Raw genomic sequence first — 16,146 nt, forward strand, 5'->3', positions numbered from 1 at the left:
CCGGGCACGCTGATGAGTGGGGTCAGGTCCGCGCCGCGCGCGCCTCCAGGTACGCGCACCGCTCGTTTGCTGCGCGCCTGATCTGGTCGCCTCGCGCGACGCTAGGGTTGATGTCGCGCGACAGATCAACCCACTCATCGACCGTATCGGAGTCCTCCGCGGCGGAGATGCCGGCCAGGATGCGGTCGATGGTGAGCGGCGGCGCGCCCGGTTGGTCCTGGGTCTGAGCCTGGCCGATCTCATCGGATGGCGGATTGGTGGTCAGGTCGCCCTCATCCATCAGCTCCCGCTCGATCCGCTCGACCAGCGCCGGGTCGACACCGCGCTTGCGCCGCCACGCCCCGTCGGCCGTGCGAGCTCGGCTCGACGAGTGGATGCGCTCATCCCACGGGATGCCGCGGGCGTCGACGCCACTATCTCCGTCGTCGAGGTTGTCGTCGGGCTCCTGCGGCGCCTGCTCGGGAGCGGTGACCGATGCGGCATTGCTCGGCGACGAAGCCGCGTCAGCGCTGGTGCTGGGGTGGTGACCGGCGGCCTGTCCGGGGTCGCCCACCTCCGGGCTCTGGGGCGCAACCGATGGCTGCTGGCTGCCAATGCTCTGAAATGAGCGAGGCGCCCGCTCATCGTCGCGCCGATTGAAAAAATCAGAAGCGCTGGCCGTACCAGTCTTGATCGAGTTGTAGACGCTGGCCAGATCGGCGAGATCATCCGACAGCACCTTATCGAGCGACTTCCCGAGATAGGTGGACAGGTGCGCTTCAGTGACTCCAAACCCCTTGAACGCGGTGATCATCTTGCGCACGCGGTCAGAGATCGGCTCGGCGCTGTTGCCGGCGAGCGTTTGCCGGCAGCGCTCCACGGCCGCGTCGACCAGATCCGGGGGCAGAATGGCCAGAATGCGGGCGCGAAGGCGACGGCCGCCCTGGTTGGCGGTTAGCTCGTAGATGTCGCGCTCGTCGGACAGCGCCTTGCCGCCGCCCTTGGTGTCGCGGATGTGGCGGACGGTGAATTTCTGGCTGGAACAGGTGTTGGTCTCCAGATCCCAGCAATAGGCTTCCATCTCCGACACGCCGCCCTTGCGCGACAGCTCGCGGATGCCGTAGTCCAGGTTCCCCCAGCAGCGGGCCAGTTCTTCAGCAAGCCGGATCGACGGGCCGCGCACGGTCTGACCGCCGCGAGGGAACGCATACTCGGCGCTGGAGGCCAAACTCGGGCGCGAGCAGGACTCCATGACGCGATCGAAGGCGCGGGCTTGGTCGCGCGGAAAGCGCTTGGCGATGATCAGCTTCCCCTGGGCCTCCGCGATGGCGCGCTCTGACTCGATCGTGACGGTGCCAGCGTTGGTGTGCTCTGGCATGTGAGCGCGCGCAAACGGGTTGGCCGGCGCAGCTGGCTGGTGGGTGGTGGCGTTTGCGAGTTCAGTGGTCATGTCGGATCCTCAGTTGTAACGGGCGGGTACGGATAGCTTCTGGACGCCGGGCCAATCGCCGGTGCGCTCACAGGAGGCGATCATGGCGAGATCGGCGCGGTACTCGGCTCGGGCACGCTCAATGGCGTCGCGGTCCAGCTCGAAGACCCTGACCGGGTAGCGCCCCATCTCTCGGCGCTTGCCGACAACCAAGAAAAGGAAGGCGTCGAGGGGCTCACCGGTCACCTCGGCGAGGCCGTCGGAGTAGAACGCCTCCTGGACGTCGTAGCGGTAGTCGCGTACGGACCAATGGAATTTGCTGATGTCGTCAGTGGTCTTGACGTCGGCGACGACCCGGTACATGGGCGCCCACCAGTCTGGGCGGCACCGGCACAGCAGCCCGGTCTCGACGTCACGCCAGTACACCGAGCGCTCAGCCACCCCGGAGCGCAACTGCAACAGTGCGGCAGCCTCAGGGTGTGCCAGCACGGACTGGCGCATCTCCTCCAGGGTCTCGCGCTCCTCCAGCGTCAGCGCGATACGCCCGTCGAGCTGGGCCTCGAACTCGGCCCAGCGCGCCTTGTCTGCGTTCGAGCGCCGCCCGCAATCCGGCCCGACCGCATAGCGCTGGTCGAACTCGGTCGGTTCGAGCAGTAGGGTATGGATCGCGCTGCCCGCGTGAGCCGCGCCGCTGTATGAGCGCGGCGCCTGCCGCGCCCACTGCAGCAGTGCCGGCGCCTGGTGCGCGAGATCGAGCTGGCTCTTCGAGATACCGGGCCCGGAGTGGTAAGCCTCGTTCGGGATGTCGTAGACACCGGTGGCCTCATTGGCAGCGATCGCTACCGCACTCACGCCCCACCTCCCGCCACCATCACGACCAGCGGCAGTGCACCCACCAGCGTCGCGGCGACGCCAATACCCAACGCCCGATCAGCCCGGGCGAGCAGCTCCATCAGATCAGGCCGCATCACGCACCTCCCGCCCCGTCACATCAGGGATATCAGCCAGCAGTCGAGCGCACAGCTCGGTCACGCCCTGCAGTGCGGCAGCGCAGTGATAGACGCAGTCCTCGTCGAGGGCGCCGGCGGGTGCGACCTGGCGGGCGCGGTGCAGACCGATGGCGATGTCGAGCGCCGAGACGACCTCGTCGCGCAGCGCAGGGATCGGCCAGCTCGACCGCGCGAACTCGTCGCCAGCCTCGCTGCAGCCAGCCCGGTCGAGACACGCCTCGGCGTCATCCTCGAACCCATGCCCGGCGATCATCCGCCGGAGATCATCGATAGCCATCTCTCAGGCCCTCCACGTGAGCCGCACGCCGGAGACGCGGGCGGCATGGTCGTTGGTTTCGCGCAGCCGCAGCCGCCGCGGATCAGGGGCGCGATCGACGCGCACCATCGGGCTGCCCGCATGCGCCGTGGCTGCGATGACGCGGCAGCCGCAGCGAGCAGCGAGCCCGCAGAGCGCGATGGCGGTATAGGCGTCGCTCCGAGCGCTCATGACGTGAGCCTCCATGTGATGAGAGCGATGGCTACCTGCAGGGCGATCGAGACGCCGAGCAGGAGCGTCCAGGTGGAGATCAGGCGCAGACGGGTCATGCCGCCGCCTCCAGCGAGCGCTCTACCGCGGCGCCAATTTGCTCGCGAGCGCTCTTGAGCGAGGCCAGCGCCTCGGAGAGGTGCAAGGGCGCCTGGTCGTCGCCCTCCTCGGCCATGACAACCATTGCGACGCGGATGCGGCGTTCGGCCTGGTCGACGACATCGAGGCAGAAATCGCGCTGAGAGTCGTAGCGGTCGCTCATGCCGCATCCCCTCCCGGCCGCCCCGGGCGCGACGGCGGCCAGCGACGCGCCGGGCGGCGCAGCGGCAGGACGTTGTGACCGGCGGCCTGCGACCGAGTGCGCGGCAGTGGCGGGAGCGCAGCGCGCTCGGCGTCACTCAGCGTGCGATCGACGGCGACGATGCCGCCTGCGCCGTCCTGGCGGACGTCGGCGCAGACCTCGCGCAGCCACGCAGCGATCTCGGCGGCGGAGCGCTGGTCTGCGACATGGATCGTGATCGTGTGCATGGCTATCTCCGGTTCCTCTTGGCGAGTGCCCGCTGCCGGGCGATCTCGCACTGGCGCTCGTTGGGGAGGTTGACCCGCTCGCGCTCGGCGCGGCGGTGCGCCTTGGCGCGGGCCATCGTCGGGGTGAGGCGTGGTGCTCCGGCGAGGCTCATGCCGCGGCCCTCCGCTCCAGCGGCAGGCCGCCCTGCCGCGAGGCATACCGCCGCTCGACCCGCTGATGCACCTCGGCGCGCAGCGCTTGCCTCAACGCATCAACATCTCGGGCGAGCTGAGCCAGCTTGGTGTCGTCGAGGTTGCGGTGGTCCTTGATCAGTACCTGGACCGCGTCGACGGCCTCGGCCAGCTCGACGGCGGCGCAGTTCGGGCACTCACGCGTCTCGGTCTGCCAGTGGCGCTCCCAGACGTGGCCGCAGAAACCACAGACGGCAGCGAAGACGCCGTCTCCGAGATGCCAGAAGGCGTGATCGGTGCCAGCCGCGTAGCACGGGCCTTCAGCGCCAGGGAAGCGAGCCAGCAGCTCTTCTTCGGTGCTGATCTTGGCGAGCTGGTCGGACTTGTGGTCGTGCTCGGCGTAGGGGTTGTCGTCGGGGTGCATGGTGGTCTCCCTCGGTTGGCTGCTTGGGGCGGCTGTTGAGAGTGAAGATAGCTTTTGCTAAATATTGAGTCAATAGCAAAAGCTAAATTCTTGAAATCGCGCTTCTTGGTCTATCCAAGAAATTGACGCTGACGGCGCAGTGGGTAGACTCCACACCATGAAAAGCGCCGAAGTGATCAAGCGGCTGCAGGCCGACGGGTGGGAGCTGGTGAGGGTGAAGGGCTCCCACCACCAGTTTCGCCGCCCCGGTCAGGCTGGGCTGGTGACGGTGCCCGATCTGGCGGGCTGCTTCTCGGCGGGCGAGTCGCTCGACGCGGCCATCGAGGCTGCGCGGGAGGCGATCGACGCCCATGTCGAGCTATTGATGGAGGAGGGGGCCGATATCCCGAGCACGCGCCCCCTGGCCGAGCACCAGGCAAACCCCGATCTGGCCGGGGCGGTGTGGGCGTTTGTCGATGTGCCGGTGGAGCGCTATTTCGGCCCGGCGGAGAAGATCAACATCACGGTGCCGCGCAGGCTGCTGCGCAGCATCGACGCTCACGCCAAGGCACGGCATCTGAGCCGCTCGGCGTTTCTTGCGCAGGCGGCGCGGGAGGCGATGGGGCGGGGGTAAGGCTAGAGGCTACATCAAGCCTTCAAGCTATGAGCGACAACGACTTGCCGCCCTCTCCCTTTCGGGGGAACGCCAATCTCGTCGAGTGCCGAGTTGAACCGGGCTGAGAAGGCCTGTCGCTCATCTTGCATGACCAAGAGATGACCTTACCCGGCTGCTCGGCGATTCTCGAGAAGCTCCTTCAAGAGCCGGTCGTAGTACGATTTTTTCTCACCAAGATCATGCACAAGCTGGTCGATCTCGCTTTGAGGGAAGCCCTCCAGCAGCCTGATGATCGCCTGATATTTCGCCGGCAGTTCCGATAGTCGCGGATCGTCTCCCGGGTCGTTCGCGGGGGTTGCTGGTGGTTGCTCGTGTCGCGGCTGCTCCTCCATCTCTCCGCGCCCATATAGCAGCCACTCCTGGCGTATGTGCAGATAGCTGCACACCCGAACAAGGTTCTCCCCCTTCAGGTTCTTGATGCCGCCATGCAACCAGCCGTGCACCGTTGGCGGTTTCACGTCGACGGCGCGTGAGAGCTCTGCCGGCGACTTTTCGCGCGCAGTCAGGGCGTCTCGGAGGCGCTCATTCCAAGTCGTTTTCATGTAGGGAAGCCCAGGGCCTCAAGAAAGACTACACCCCACCCGCACGCCACACCACCCGCCCGATCACATGCACCTGCCCGTTCTGATCCTTCGGCGGGATGATCTCCTCGGGGTAGCGACCGGCGTTATCCGAGCGCAGGATCAGTGAACCGTCGTAGCGCCGGAACAGCCGCTTGACGCGCAGCTCGTGGCCATAGCGGATCGCGTAGACCTGCCCATCTCGGATGTCGTCACCGGCCGTGTCGATGTCGATCAGCAGCACGTCGCCGTCGCAGATGCTCGGCTCCATGCTGTCGCCCTTGGCGTAGACCACCACCGCGTTGCTCGGGCGCACCCCGGTCTGGCGTGCCCAGTCGGAGGTGAAGGCCAGCGGCGGCGCTTCCTCTTCCTCGAACACCAGGTTGCCGTTGCCCGCCGAGAAGGCGACGCGGCGGCGCGGGATCAACACGTACTGCCCCTCGGGCAGGTCCGCCGGGTCGTCCCAGACGACGATCGGGTGGATGACCGTGCCTGTTATGGCTGCGGTCAGGCCAGGGAGCTCGCAGCGGGGCAAGTCGGCGGTGCTGGTCGTGTCGCAGGCCTCAGCGGCCTGATGTCGCTCATCGAGCCAGCCGCGGTTGCAGTTGAGTCGAGCCTCAATCTTGCGTGCGGTACGTTCACCAATGCCTCGCTTCCCCGTCAGCATCTGGTTGATGTAGGCGGGTGCGAGGTCGGCTTTTTCTGCGAGCGCACGCTGAGAGCCGGCCGCGCTAACCAGTCGCTTCAGGTTCTGCTGGCGAACTTCTGTGATGTTTTCGTGCATATGCACGACGTTAGCAATAGCTAACTGTCTAGCAAATGAGCATCTGCTATTGTCGTGACGTTTAGCATATGCTATATGTTGCGGCATGAGACTCCTTGACTACTACAAATCGCTGTCAACGCCTGAGCGAGAGGCATTTGCAGGACGGATCGGGACAAGCTTGGCGTACCTCACGCAACTGGCCTACGGGCATCGGCGTCCAGGTGGCCGGCTTACGTTAGCGATTCTCCAAGAAGCTCATGGGGCCATTGATCCCTCACCCGACAGCTTCGGCCCTCCACGCTCTCAGACACCCCGCGCCGCCTAACCCACCAAGGAGATAGACATGACCTCAGCCCTTGCCGTGCTCCACGCGAGCAACCCAGCTCGCGAACTGCATGCGTGCCTTGGCATCGACGTTCAGGCCCCGAGCGGCACACCAGGCCGGAAAGGTCTTCGGGTCGATGTAGGCCCGTTCGATGCGGTGTCCCTCAGCCGTGAGCTTGTCGTGGATGCGTTGGGCCGCCTGATGCCACTCCTCGTAGGTCTCCGGCAGCTTGTGCCCGTCGACGAAGAGTTGACGGCAGCGGTCGTAGTCCTCGGGCCGGAACCAAGCGATTCCGGTAGCGGCGAGCTGTGATTCAGTCACGGAGGTCTCCTGTGAACGCAAGTGTGTGTGGTAACCGCGAGCCTAGCATGGGGATCTCCGCCTTTTCCGCGCCGGGCGCTCTTTCGGCTGATGGTGCGCCCGGCAGGCGATCGCTTCCACGTGATCCAAGGAGTCAGTCCCATGCACGACCCCGTTGAAACCGCCATCTCCGAGATGGCGGGCGGTTACAAGCCCGGCGGCTATGTCGGGCTCGCGAAGGCCATCGACCGCAACCCCGGCACATTTTTCAACCAGTTCACATTCCAGGAGCGCAACCAGCCGGGCATCAACACGCTGCGCGCCGCCATGCGGGTGACCGGCAACCACGGCCCGCTGCATGCGCTGTGTCATGAGTTCGGCTATGGGCTGATCGCGCTCGGCGAGTACCAGGATTGCTCGGATACGGACCTGATCGACTGCCTGACGGCGCTGGGCGCCGCCCGCGGCGAGGTGGATGCCGAGGTGCATCGGGCCAACGCGGACCGGCGCATCACGCGCGAGGAGGCGCTGCGCGTGCGCGCCCGTGCGATGGAGGCGATCCGCGCGAATCTGGAGCTGCTGTCGCGGTTGGATGCCCTGGCCGAGGCCGAAACTCAGGCCGAGGAGCGACGGGCGCTGCGCGCCGTAGGAGGCGCGTGATGGACCGGACGATCGACGCCGAGCTACTGCGCCTCGCCGAGCATGCCCGCGCCGTGGCGCGACATGCCGGGGCGCGATGGCGTGCGCTGGAGTATCGGGGCGACTGGTGCAGAGCTGTCGAGATGCGGCGAGCTGAGGCGCGGCTGATCGAGATTGGCGATTGGTGCGCGCAGCAGACGCGAGGAGGGGCGCATGCCGATCACAGCGTTCAATGACGCAGAGGACGAGGCGTTGCGCAGGCTCCCGTGGCGCGCGCGCATCGTCTACCTGCAGGGGATTCGGCGGTATATGGACTACTCGACAGGGTGGTCCGGCAAGCGCCGGGTGCTGAGCTACCAGTTCTTCATCGAGCTGCTGGATTGCGGGGAGCGCACGACTGCGCCGGACCCCAAGGTCAGCAAGGACGCGCTCCGAGCCATTTTCCGCATGCTCGAGCGCGTCGGTCTGGTCGAGTGGCCGCGCGGTACAAGCCAGCAGCGCGGCGTCGTTTTTCGGTGTCTCTTGGCGGATACGGATCAGTCTGCCCAAAACAAAGACGCACCCAAGACGCACCCAAGACGCACCCAGCAAGACGCACCCAGCAAAGCCAGCAACCACGCGGCATCCGGCGAGTCGAGCGCACCCAAGGCGCACCCAGCGCGCGCCCAGCAAGACGCACCACCTCCGGTATCCGGTAATCCGGTTAAGAGAGAAGCTAACGCTTCTCCCCCTCCGTGTGACGAGCCATCGCGCTTCGACGAATTCTGGGACGCCTGGCCCGCCGCCACCGGCCGCAAGCGCGACAAGCACAAGGCACGCCTGGCTTGGAAGCGCCACAAGCTCGACCGCATGGCCGACATGATCATCGACGACGTGCGTCGTCGAGCCATCGAGGATCAGCAGTGGCTGCGGGGCTACGCGCCGTTGCCGACGACCTACATCAACGGACATCGCTGGGAGGATGAGTTCGATGCACCAACCGACCGCAGCAACAAACCCCGGACAGCAGCGGAGCAGCGAGAGGCAGCCGCTGCAGAGATCTGGGAGAACCTCGAGCGCCACGGCCGGCCGCAACCCGCCTCCTGGCACGACCCAGCCCCCACAGACGACCCCGGCTCGCGAGACGCGATCGAGCACATGCCCTGGCACTGAGCCGGAGATGGAGCGCCAGATATTGGACGGGCTGTTCGCGTTATTCGCTGTTTGCTGGCCCAAGGACTGGCTGGATCGCGTGACGCTTGCTGGCGGCGTTGAGCGACTTGCGAGCGAGTGGGGCAAAGGCCTTGCAGGCATCGGCCTCGAGCAGTTCAAGCGCGGCGTCAGCTACGCCCGGAGGCACTACGACTACGCACCCTCAATCGCCAAATTCCGCCGCGCATGCCTCGGCCTCGAGGATGGTCAGGGCGGCTCGAACGCAGAACAGCGAGCCCGGGACGCGCTGATGGCTCGCCAGCGCGCCGAGCAGGCCGCCCTGCCCAACGGCACGTGGGCCGAGCGGCGCGAGCGAGGGCGGCAGCATCTGGCAGGGCTGCGAGCGGCGCTCGGTGGCGACCAGCGCCAAGACGCGCCCTCGGATGACGAGATCGCAGACCGTGAGCGGCGGCGCGCCGAGCAGCTCGCGGCACTCAAGGCGCGCGAGGCCGAGCGGCCCGTACAGCCTCGGCGCGCACCGGTGTTCGGGTCGCGCGTCGACTCGGATGCCGTCCCGCTTGGAGACCTGGTCGCCGAGGCCAAGCGCAGATCACAGGAGCAAGAGGCAGCATGAACGTTTGCACTTTCACGGGGCGCCTGGTCGCTGACGCTGAATCGCGCACAACCCCGTCGGGGACTGAGTTGGTCCGGTTTCGGGTGGCCAGCGATATCGGCTGGGGCGATCGCCGCCAGACGCACTGGCTGGACTGCGTGCTGTTCGGCTCGCGCGGCAAAGCGCTGCTGCAGCACCTGGCGAAAGGGTTGCAGGTGACGGTATCCGGCGAGCTGGAGCCGCCGCGGCAGTACCAGGGGCGAGACGGGGAGCCGCGCATAGCGCAGGGCCTCGTCGTCAGGGACATCGACCTCCAGGGCGGCGCAGGAGGCCGCCAGAGCGCCCAGGGCGGGCAAGGTCGTGGCGGCGCCCCGAGCCCCGGTAATCACCCTGCAGGCGGTGCGGACTATGACAATGACCCCCCATTCTGAGCGCGAAGACGCCCCGGCGCTCACCTGTTGGAGCTGCGCCCACTGCCGCGCCGAACGCTGCGAGCGCGGGATCTACGGCTGGCCCGCTCGGCGACTCGCCGCCTGCCCGGCGGGGTGCTATGAGCCGGGGAGTGACGAGGCTGATCGGCGGGAGGGTGGCGATGATTGAGGTCAGGCTGCCGTATCCGCCGGGCGCCAATCGACTGTGGCGCGTCGCTAGGGGGAGGGTGATCGCCACGGATGCAGCGAAGAATTGGAAGCGTGAAACGGCGCTGCGCGCCAAGGTCGCCGGGGTGCGACCGACGAAGCAAGCCGTCGCGGTCGAGATGATCCTGCATCCGAGGCTCACCACGAAGGGGGTGGCAAGCCGGGCTCGGCTCGATGTCGACGCGCCCATCAAGGTCGCGCTCGATGCCCTGCAGGGCATCGCCTATGCCGATGATCGCCAGGTGTTATCGGTGTCGTCGCGCATCGGGTCACCCGTCCGCGATGGCGGTCTCACGATACGGATCAGCGCAGCATGAGGAGGCATTGGATGGATCTCGCCGACACGCTGGAGGGCGTAGCACTCCAGACCCTGGCGCCGCTGCTCGAGCGCGAGCAGGCGCTGCTCGCCGCCGAGCAGATCGCCGCGGCACTACTCGATCGGTATCGAGGCTCTCAGGTCTACGTGGGGTCTGCCGCGGCGATCGAGCGCCGACGCCGAGATCGGGCGATCGCCGACGAGTACGACGGGACTGTCGCCAGCGCTCGCGCCCTGGCGCGGCGGTACGACATCCATGAGATGTCCGTCTACCGCATCGTCGCGCGCGCCAAGGGGCGGGAGCGGGCGGATCGGCGGGCGCGCTAACCCGGATTAACTGACGCGCGCGCGGTGGACGGCGATGCTGAAGGCGTCAACAACCAACCGGAGACGATCGATGGAATCGAAGCCGTGGTGGCAGTCCCGCGCCGTGATCGGCGCCCTCATGGTGGTGCTCGCTCAGATCGCGAGCGCCGCCGGCATCACCATCGACAGTGCCGCGCTGACCGACGCCGCGCTCGAACTCATCAGCCTGGCCGGCGCCGGCGTGGCGATCTGGGGGCGGGTGCGCGCACGCGTGCCGCTGCGGCTGCGCTGATGGCCAGCGGATTCCGCTTCTCCAAGCGCTCCGAGCGCGCCCTCGCCGGTGTCCATGACGAACTGGTGCGGGTGGCGCGCCGCGCGCTCGAGCTGACCGAGGTCGACTTCGTCGTCACCGAGGGGCGACGCACCGAGGCGCGGCAGCGCGCGTTGGTCGCCGCCGGGGCCTCGCGCACCCTGCGCTCGCGTCACCTCAGCGGGCACGCGCTCGATGTCGCCGCCTGGGTCGATGGCGGCGTGCGCTGGGACTGGCCGCTCTATCCGCGCATCGCCGCGGCCTTCAAGGCCGCCGCCGCCGAGCTGGGGGTGGCGATCCGCTGGGGTGGCGACTGGACGTCGTTTCGTGACGGCCCGCACTTCGAGCTGGATCGGGCGGTGTATCCGTGACTGCATCGCTGGAGCATCAGGTCAGCGAGCTGCGGCTGCGCGTCGAGCGCGTCGAGGTCGAGGCGCGCGAGCTGCGTGATGGGCTGACGACGCTCTCCAAGGAGCATGCCATCACCCGCGAGTCGGTGCGCATCTTCACCGAGCTCGTCGACGATGTGCGCGCAGAGCTTGGCGCGACGCGCGCCGATGTTCATCAGGTCCAGCTCGCGTTGCAGCAGCACATGGTCGACGAGGCGCGTGATCGGAGGAGGCAGTTTTCAGCCCAGGTTGCAGCTATCGCTGGGACGACGGGCACGTTGGCTGTGCTGCTGTGGGAAGTGACGCGCAGCGGGGTGTGAGCGGGCGATGCCAAGACTGACGGCAGACCAGTGGGAGAGTGTGCGCGCAGATCGTGAGGCGGGCGCGAGCTTTGGTGAGCTCGCTGCGCGCCACGGCGTAAGCAAGGCCGCAATCGTCAAGCGCGCCAAGAAGGAGTCGTGGGGGGACGGCACGGACGTCGGCGAGGTGGTGCGCCGCAAGGTGACCGAGAAGGTGACCGGCGTGGTGACCGTCGGTGACCCGCAAAAAAAGGCCGCCGCCCTGGATGCCGCGGCGGATCGTGCTGCCGCTGTCGTGCGTCGCCAGCAAGACGACTGGGACGCGCACCGAGAGCGCTTCGGCTCCGTCCCGGTCGACTTTGATGCGGGCAAGCTCGCCAAGATCAGCGCCGAGATGCTGGCGATCAGACAGAAGGGCGAGCGCGCAGCATGGGGGCTGGAGGAATCAGAGAAACCAAAAGACCGTGCCTCCCCGGTCGTCTTCTACCTCCCAGACAATGACCGCTGACACCATCATCCGTCCGCAGCCCGGCCCACAGGAGCAGTTCCTGTCGAGCCCGGCGGATATCGTCATCTACGGGGGCAGCGCCGGCGGCGGCAAGACGTTCGCTTTGCTGCTCGAGGGGATGCGCCATAGCGGGTTGGCCGAGTTTGGTGCCGTCATCTTCCGTCGCGAGTCGACGCAGATCACCAACGAGGGTGGACTCTGGGATAGCGCCATGCAGCTCTACCCTCAGGCCGGTGCTCGCCCGTTCAAGTCGCCCAAGCTCGGGTTCGCGTTCCCGGCCGGCGCGCGGGTGACCTTCGGGCATCTCAATCAGGAGGCTGACGTCCTGAACTGGCAGGGCGCCCAGATTCCGCTGATCTGCTTCGATGAGCTGACCCACTTCTCGCGCGCCCAGTTCTTCTACATGCTTAGCCGCAACCGCTCGACCTGCGGCGTGCGCCCCTACGTTCGCGCCACCACGAACCCGGATGCCGACTCCTGGGTTGCCGAGTTCATTGGCTGGTGGATCGACGACGAGAGCGGCCTCCCCATCCCGGAGCGCGCCGGCGCGCTGCGCTACTTCGTCCGCGTTGACGACGCGGTGCACTGGGCTGACTCGCGCGAGGCGCTGGCACAGGCGCACGGCGTGAGCCCTGAGGACGCCAAGAGTGTGACATTCATCCCGGCCAGCGTGTTCGACAACCAGGCACTGCTCGAGCGCGACCCGGGGTATCTGGCCAACCTGAAGGCACTGGGGCGCGTTGAGCGTGCGCGCCTGCTTGAGGGTAACTGGCGCGTGCGCCCCGCCGCCGGGCTCTATTTCCCTCGCCACGCCGTCACCCTGCTGGATGTTGCGCCGACCGACATCGTTGAGCGGGTGCGCAGTTGGGATCTGGCGGGGACTGAGCCGACGCAGGACAGCCCCAGCCCCGACGCAACAGCTGGCGTATTGATGGGGCTGCAGAAAAACGGGCGCTACGTTGTGTTGGACGTGGCGCATCTGCGCGCTCGCGCGCACCGCGTGCGCCAGACGCTATCTGCCGTTGCTCAGCAGGACGGGCATGCCACGAAAATAACTATCCCACAAGACCCCGGGCAGGCCGGGAAAGACCAAGCCGCCTCGATTATCGCTGGGCTGGCCGGGTACTCGGTATCCGCTCGCCGCCCTAGCAGCGACAAAATCACCCGTGCCGAGCCTCTTTCAGCGCAATGGCAGGCTGGGAATGTCGACGTATTGCGCGGCCCATGGGCGGAGGCGTTCTTGGCAGAGATGGAGTCGTTCCCCGTCGGCCACGATGACCAGGTCGATGCTGCCGCTGACGCTTTCGCTGCGCTTGCGCGCGGCGTGACCGACTACTCGCTCGCTCGCAGCGCCGGCCAGCGCGCCGCGCACCACCTTGATGATGCCGCGCCCACTCTCACCGCCGCCGGCTGGGGCACGGTTGCCGGCGCATCGAAGGCCTACGGACTCTGATCATGACGCATCGCCTCCACTCCAGCGGTCTGCTGCTCCCCGCCGACTTCGCCGAGCCAGCCCCCGATCTGCGTGAGATCGCCAGCACGCGCGATGGGCGCGATATCACTCGCGGCTATGTCACGCCGATGGCTCAGCTCGCTCCCCAAGACACCATTCTGCAGGCGCGCGGCGGCGGAGACTGGGCGATCTACCAGCAGGTCAAGAGCGACCCCCAGGTCGGCGCCACACTGCAGCAGCGCCGCCTCGCCGTCACCAAGACCGAGTGGGAGGTGACCCCGGGCGGCACGCGCCGCATCGATCAGCGGGCTGCCGAGCTGCTCAAGCAGACGCTCGACCGCATCCGCTGGGACGCCGTGACCGCCGCGATGCACTGGGGCGTGTTCTACGGCTGGGCGGTCGCCGAGTGTCTGTGGTCGCGCGAGGGTGAGCGCGTGGTCCTCGATGCCGTGCGCGTGCGCGACCGCACTCGTTTCGTCTTCGATGGAGCGGGGCGGCTGCGACTCAAGACGCTGGCGAACGCCGAGGGTGAGATCCTCCCTGAGCGCAAGTTCTGGACGTTCGCCACTGGCGCCGATCATGACGACGAGCCCTATGGTCTCGGGCTCGCCCACTGGCTCTACTGGCCGGTCCTTTTCAAGCGCGCCAACATCAAGTTCTGGTTGATCGCCGCCGAGAAGTTCGGCAGCCCGACCGCGCTCGGTGTCTTTCCGCCCGGCGCCACGGCGACTGAGCAACAGAAGCTCCTGACCACCCTCCAGGCCATCCAGACCGACGCCGGGGTCATCCTGCCCGAGGGCATGACGATCGATCTACTGGAGACCAAGCGCACCGGCGGCGCCGACTATGCCGCGCTCTGCGACTACATGGATGCCGCCATCGCCAAGCTGACCCTGGGGCAGGTGATGACCAGCGAGGCTGTCGGCGGACAGTACAAGGCCGAGGTGCAAGACGGCGTCAAGGATGACCTCGTCAAGAGCGACGCGGACCTGCTGTGCGACAGCTTCAATCGCGGCCCGGTGCGCTGGCTCGTCGACTTCAACTACCCCGGCGCCGCCTACCCCAAGGTCTGGCGCCGGGTTGACGACGACAACGACATCCCGCCCGACGCCCTCAATGCGTACGCTATGGGTGTTGAGCGCCTGGCCAGGCTCATGCCCATTCCCGCTCGACACATCTACGAGATCACCAAGATCCCCGAGCCGAGCGGCGAGGAGGCGCTGCTCACCCCGCCGACGGCACCGACCCAGGCGGGCGGGCTCCAGTCTGGGTCGCTCGATGCCGATCCACCAGCCTTCGCCGAGAGTGATGGTGAGGGCGCCCAGGCTCTCATCGATGCCGAGGGCGAGCGCGACCCGGGTTGGGGGCAGGTGATGGATGAGCTGCTCGCGCCGCTCTTCTCGGCGCTCGCCGAGGGGCAAGCGCCTGAGCAGATCCTCGCGCGCATGGACGAGTGGTATCCAGCCATGGATGACGGTGCGCTCGTCGATCTACTGACCCGCGCCATTGCCGCCGCCGAGGCGAGCGGCCGCCTGGAGGTCGGGGGGCGGGCATGAGCGCAGAGCTCGCCGCGCTCTTCCAGCTCCCACCGGAGCAAGCAGCGCGCTATCTGGAGGCGAAAGGTTACGCGCTCACCTGGGACTGGTGGGAGATGGTGCGCGGGGCGCATGCTCGCGCCGTCACCGTGGCCAAGGTCGCGCGACTCGACATCCTTCAGGATATCCGCTCCGCCGTCGAGACTGCGCTCCAGGAGGGGCGCACGGAGCGTTGGTTTCGAGGCGAGCTCGAAGAGGTGCTCCGCAAGAAAGGATGGTGGGGGCAGCAGCTCGACGCCGACGGTCGCCCGTATCAGGCCGGCAGCCCTCGTCGGCTCCAGACCATCTATCGCACCAACCTTCAGAGCGCTTACATGGCCGGACGTCAGCGCCAGTTCGACATCGAGCGCGACCGTGCGCCCTATGTGCAGTATCTGGCCGTGCGCAACAGTAGCACCCGGCCAGCGCACGCCGCGCTGCACGGCAAGGTCTTCCGTCTCGACGACCCAGCGTGGGACGTCGTCGCGCCGCCCAACGGATTCAATTGCCGCTGCCGCGCGCGCAATCTCAGTCAGCGTGAACTCGATGCGCGCGGCCTCAAGGTCGAGGGTGACGCCCGCATCGAGGCGCGCCAAGCACCTGATGCGCCGCCGGGTCTGGATCTGCGGCGCGGCGTCTCCGTGCCGGACCCCGAGGGCGGCCGTCGCACCCTATGGGTCGACTCGGGGTGGGATGCCAACCCGGGGCGATCGGCCCCCTGGGTCGACATCGAACTCTGGAGTCGGGTGCGCGCCACGCTACCTGATGAGCTGGCCGCTCAAGCGTTGCGTGAGCACGCGCTGCACCCGGCCCGGCTCGCAGCCTACGACGACTGGGTCGATGCCCGCCTCGCGCAGGGCGGCGCGCGCGGCTTGGAGTGGGTCATCGGGTATCTGGGCGCAGCGGATGTCGCGGCACTGACCGAGCGTGGCGGGGTGGTGGCCAACGGCAGTATCGTGCTCGGCGATCGCCTACTGGTCGGCCCCAAGGCGCGGCGGCATGAGTCAGCCGGCAACGCGCTGTCTGCCGACGAGTGGAAGGCCGTGCCGCGACTACTCGCTGAACCCGAGGCGGTGTTGTACGACACCATCAACAAGACGCTGCTCTACGTGCTGCCAAGCCAAGACGGGCGCAAGGCCAAGGTCGTCATCGAAGGCGGGCGGATCGAGCGCAAGCGTGCGGCCTATGAGTCGGTGCGCACGGCGTTCAAGGTGCAGGCTAGTGACCTGCGCAGCAGGCAGTACGAGGTGCTGCGCGGGTCGCTATAGAGGGGTGGACGAGTGGGAGGCCTGCCGTC

Annotated in this window: 26 protein-coding genes; 15 read left to right on the forward strand and 11 right to left on the reverse strand. The window is 67.4% G+C overall.

The features are described 5' to 3' along the window. Nucleotides 1-22: 22 nt before the first annotated feature. The 8 genes from EDC29_RS16430 to EDC29_RS16460 all read right to left on the reverse strand — a co-directional run bounded on the left by EDC29_RS16430 (nt 23) and on the right by EDC29_RS16460 (nt 4,067). Nucleotides 23-1,429: a hypothetical protein gene (locus EDC29_RS16430; RefSeq protein ID WP_132230628.1), complete on the reverse strand. Its 1,407-nt coding sequence runs from the start codon at nt 1,427-1,429 to the stop codon at nt 23-25. Between the two features lie 9 nt (nt 1,430-1,438). Continuing rightward, entirely contained in the window at nt 1,439-2,260 is an 822-nt protein-coding gene (locus EDC29_RS16435) for a PD-(D/E)XK nuclease-like domain-containing protein (protein ID WP_200189339.1), read from the reverse strand. Between the two features lie 105 nt (nt 2,261-2,365). Further along, nucleotides 2,366-2,695 carry a hypothetical protein gene (locus EDC29_RS16440; protein ID WP_132230629.1) on the reverse strand — a complete coding sequence of 110 codons (330 nt, stop codon included), beginning with the start codon at nt 2,693-2,695 and terminating at the stop codon, nt 2,366-2,368. Nucleotides 2,696-2,698: 3 nt separating this feature from the next. After that, nucleotides 2,699-2,905 (reverse strand): hypothetical protein, encoded by a 207-nt coding sequence (locus EDC29_RS16445; RefSeq protein WP_132230630.1) that lies wholly within the window; start codon nt 2,903-2,905, stop codon nt 2,699-2,701. Nucleotides 2,906-2,999: 94 nt separating this feature from the next. After that, nucleotides 3,000-3,206 carry a hypothetical protein gene (locus tag EDC29_RS16450; RefSeq protein ID WP_132230631.1) on the reverse strand — a complete coding sequence of 69 codons (207 nt, stop codon included), beginning with the start codon at nt 3,204-3,206 and terminating at the stop codon, nt 3,000-3,002. Beyond that, entirely contained in the window at nt 3,203-3,472 is a 270-nt protein-coding gene (locus tag EDC29_RS16455) for a hypothetical protein (RefSeq protein ID WP_132230632.1), read from the reverse strand. Before EDC29_RS16455 ends, EDC29_RS16450 begins: the two co-directional genes overlap by 4 nt. A gap of 2 nt (nt 3,473-3,474) precedes the next feature. Continuing rightward, complete coding sequence (locus EDC29_RS17340) at nt 3,475-3,624, reverse strand: hypothetical protein (RefSeq protein ID WP_165913559.1); 150 nt, start codon at nt 3,622-3,624, stop codon at nt 3,475-3,477. Next, nucleotides 3,621-4,067: a hypothetical protein gene (locus EDC29_RS16460; RefSeq protein ID WP_132230633.1), complete on the reverse strand. Its 447-nt coding sequence runs from the start codon at nt 4,065-4,067 to the stop codon at nt 3,621-3,623. The genes EDC29_RS17340 and EDC29_RS16460 overlap by 4 nt, the downstream gene beginning before the upstream one ends. Before the next feature lie 157 nt (nt 4,068-4,224). Between EDC29_RS16460 and EDC29_RS16465 the strand changes: the two genes are divergently transcribed. After that, complete coding sequence (locus EDC29_RS16465) at nt 4,225-4,680, forward strand: type II toxin-antitoxin system HicB family antitoxin (RefSeq protein WP_132230634.1); 456 nt, start codon at nt 4,225-4,227, stop codon at nt 4,678-4,680. Between the two features lie 146 nt (nt 4,681-4,826). Here EDC29_RS16465 and EDC29_RS16470 read toward each other — a convergent pair whose 3' ends face one another. From EDC29_RS16470 to EDC29_RS16480, 3 genes are all read right to left on the reverse strand, one after another. Beyond that, nucleotides 4,827-5,264 carry a helix-turn-helix domain-containing protein gene (locus EDC29_RS16470; RefSeq protein ID WP_132230635.1) on the reverse strand — a complete coding sequence of 146 codons (438 nt, stop codon included), beginning with the start codon at nt 5,262-5,264 and terminating at the stop codon, nt 4,827-4,829. A 28-nt stretch (nt 5,265-5,292) separates the two neighbouring features. Then, complete coding sequence (locus tag EDC29_RS16475; RefSeq protein WP_165913560.1) at nt 5,293-6,066, reverse strand: LexA family transcriptional regulator; 774 nt, start codon at nt 6,064-6,066, stop codon at nt 5,293-5,295. 331 nt (nt 6,067-6,397) lie between these two features. After that, nucleotides 6,398-6,694, reverse strand: coding sequence for a hypothetical protein (locus EDC29_RS16480; protein WP_132230637.1), 297 nt, complete (start codon nt 6,692-6,694; stop codon nt 6,398-6,400). Between the two features lie 141 nt (nt 6,695-6,835). Between EDC29_RS16480 and EDC29_RS16485 the strand changes: the two genes are divergently transcribed. From EDC29_RS16485 to EDC29_RS16550, 14 genes are all read left to right on the forward strand, one after another. Continuing rightward, a complete protein-coding gene (locus EDC29_RS16485; protein WP_132230638.1) occupies nt 6,836-7,333 on the forward strand; it encodes a phage regulatory CII family protein in 498 nt (165 codons plus the stop codon). Beyond that, nucleotides 7,333-7,548 carry a hypothetical protein gene (locus tag EDC29_RS16490; protein ID WP_132230639.1) on the forward strand — a complete coding sequence of 72 codons (216 nt, stop codon included), beginning with the start codon at nt 7,333-7,335 and terminating at the stop codon, nt 7,546-7,548. The genes EDC29_RS16485 and EDC29_RS16490 overlap by 1 nt, the downstream gene beginning before the upstream one ends. Then, a complete protein-coding gene (locus EDC29_RS16495) occupies nt 7,526-8,464 on the forward strand; it encodes a hypothetical protein (RefSeq protein ID WP_132230640.1) in 939 nt (312 codons plus the stop codon). The genes EDC29_RS16490 and EDC29_RS16495 overlap by 23 nt, the downstream gene beginning before the upstream one ends. 7 nt (nt 8,465-8,471) lie before the next feature. Beyond that, nucleotides 8,472-9,077 carry a hypothetical protein gene (locus EDC29_RS16500; protein ID WP_132230641.1) on the forward strand — a complete coding sequence of 202 codons (606 nt, stop codon included), beginning with the start codon at nt 8,472-8,474 and terminating at the stop codon, nt 9,075-9,077. Beyond that, nucleotides 9,074-9,487, forward strand: a complete 414-nt coding sequence (locus EDC29_RS16505) for a single-stranded DNA-binding protein (RefSeq protein ID WP_132230642.1) — start codon at nt 9,074-9,076, stop codon at nt 9,485-9,487. Before EDC29_RS16500 ends, EDC29_RS16505 begins: the two co-directional genes overlap by 4 nt. 161 nt (nt 9,488-9,648) lie before the next feature. Continuing rightward, the gene (locus EDC29_RS16510; protein WP_165913561.1) at nt 9,649-10,011 is read left to right on the forward strand and encodes a RusA family crossover junction endodeoxyribonuclease; all 363 of its coding nucleotides are present in this window, start codon (nt 9,649-9,651) and stop codon (nt 10,009-10,011) included. Between the two features lie 11 nt (nt 10,012-10,022). Then, nucleotides 10,023-10,337 carry a Mor transcription activator family protein gene (locus tag EDC29_RS16515; RefSeq protein WP_160330990.1) on the forward strand — a complete coding sequence of 105 codons (315 nt, stop codon included), beginning with the start codon at nt 10,023-10,025 and terminating at the stop codon, nt 10,335-10,337. A 70-nt stretch (nt 10,338-10,407) separates the two neighbouring features. After that, nucleotides 10,408-10,608: a hypothetical protein gene (locus EDC29_RS16520; protein WP_132230644.1), complete on the forward strand. Its 201-nt coding sequence runs from the start codon at nt 10,408-10,410 to the stop codon at nt 10,606-10,608. Then, the gene (locus EDC29_RS16525; protein WP_132230645.1) at nt 10,608-10,997 is read left to right on the forward strand and encodes a M15 family metallopeptidase; all 390 of its coding nucleotides are present in this window, start codon (nt 10,608-10,610) and stop codon (nt 10,995-10,997) included. Before EDC29_RS16520 ends, EDC29_RS16525 begins: the two co-directional genes overlap by 1 nt. Then, the gene (locus EDC29_RS16530) at nt 10,994-11,335 is read left to right on the forward strand and encodes a hypothetical protein (protein ID WP_132230646.1); all 342 of its coding nucleotides are present in this window, start codon (nt 10,994-10,996) and stop codon (nt 11,333-11,335) included. Before EDC29_RS16525 ends, EDC29_RS16530 begins: the two co-directional genes overlap by 4 nt. Nucleotides 11,336-11,342: 7 nt before the next feature. Beyond that, complete coding sequence (locus EDC29_RS16535) at nt 11,343-11,822, forward strand: helix-turn-helix domain-containing protein (RefSeq protein WP_123140564.1); 480 nt, start codon at nt 11,343-11,345, stop codon at nt 11,820-11,822. Continuing rightward, nucleotides 11,812-13,275, forward strand: coding sequence for a phage terminase large subunit (gene terL, locus EDC29_RS16540; protein ID WP_123140565.1), 1,464 nt, complete (start codon nt 11,812-11,814; stop codon nt 13,273-13,275). The genes EDC29_RS16535 and terL overlap by 11 nt, the downstream gene beginning before the upstream one ends. A gap of 2 nt (nt 13,276-13,277) precedes the next feature. Further along, entirely contained in the window at nt 13,278-14,831 is a 1,554-nt protein-coding gene (locus EDC29_RS16545; protein WP_132230647.1) for a DUF935 domain-containing protein, read from the forward strand. Beyond that, nucleotides 14,828-16,117 carry a phage head morphogenesis protein gene (locus tag EDC29_RS16550; RefSeq protein ID WP_132230648.1) on the forward strand — a complete coding sequence of 430 codons (1,290 nt, stop codon included), beginning with the start codon at nt 14,828-14,830 and terminating at the stop codon, nt 16,115-16,117. Before EDC29_RS16545 ends, EDC29_RS16550 begins: the two co-directional genes overlap by 4 nt. Nucleotides 16,118-16,146 lie beyond the last annotated feature (29 nt).

Origin of the sequence: Marichromatium gracile (assembly GCF_004343155.1) — a bacterium.
GTDB lineage: Bacteria > Pseudomonadota > Gammaproteobacteria > Chromatiales > Chromatiaceae > Marichromatium > Marichromatium gracile.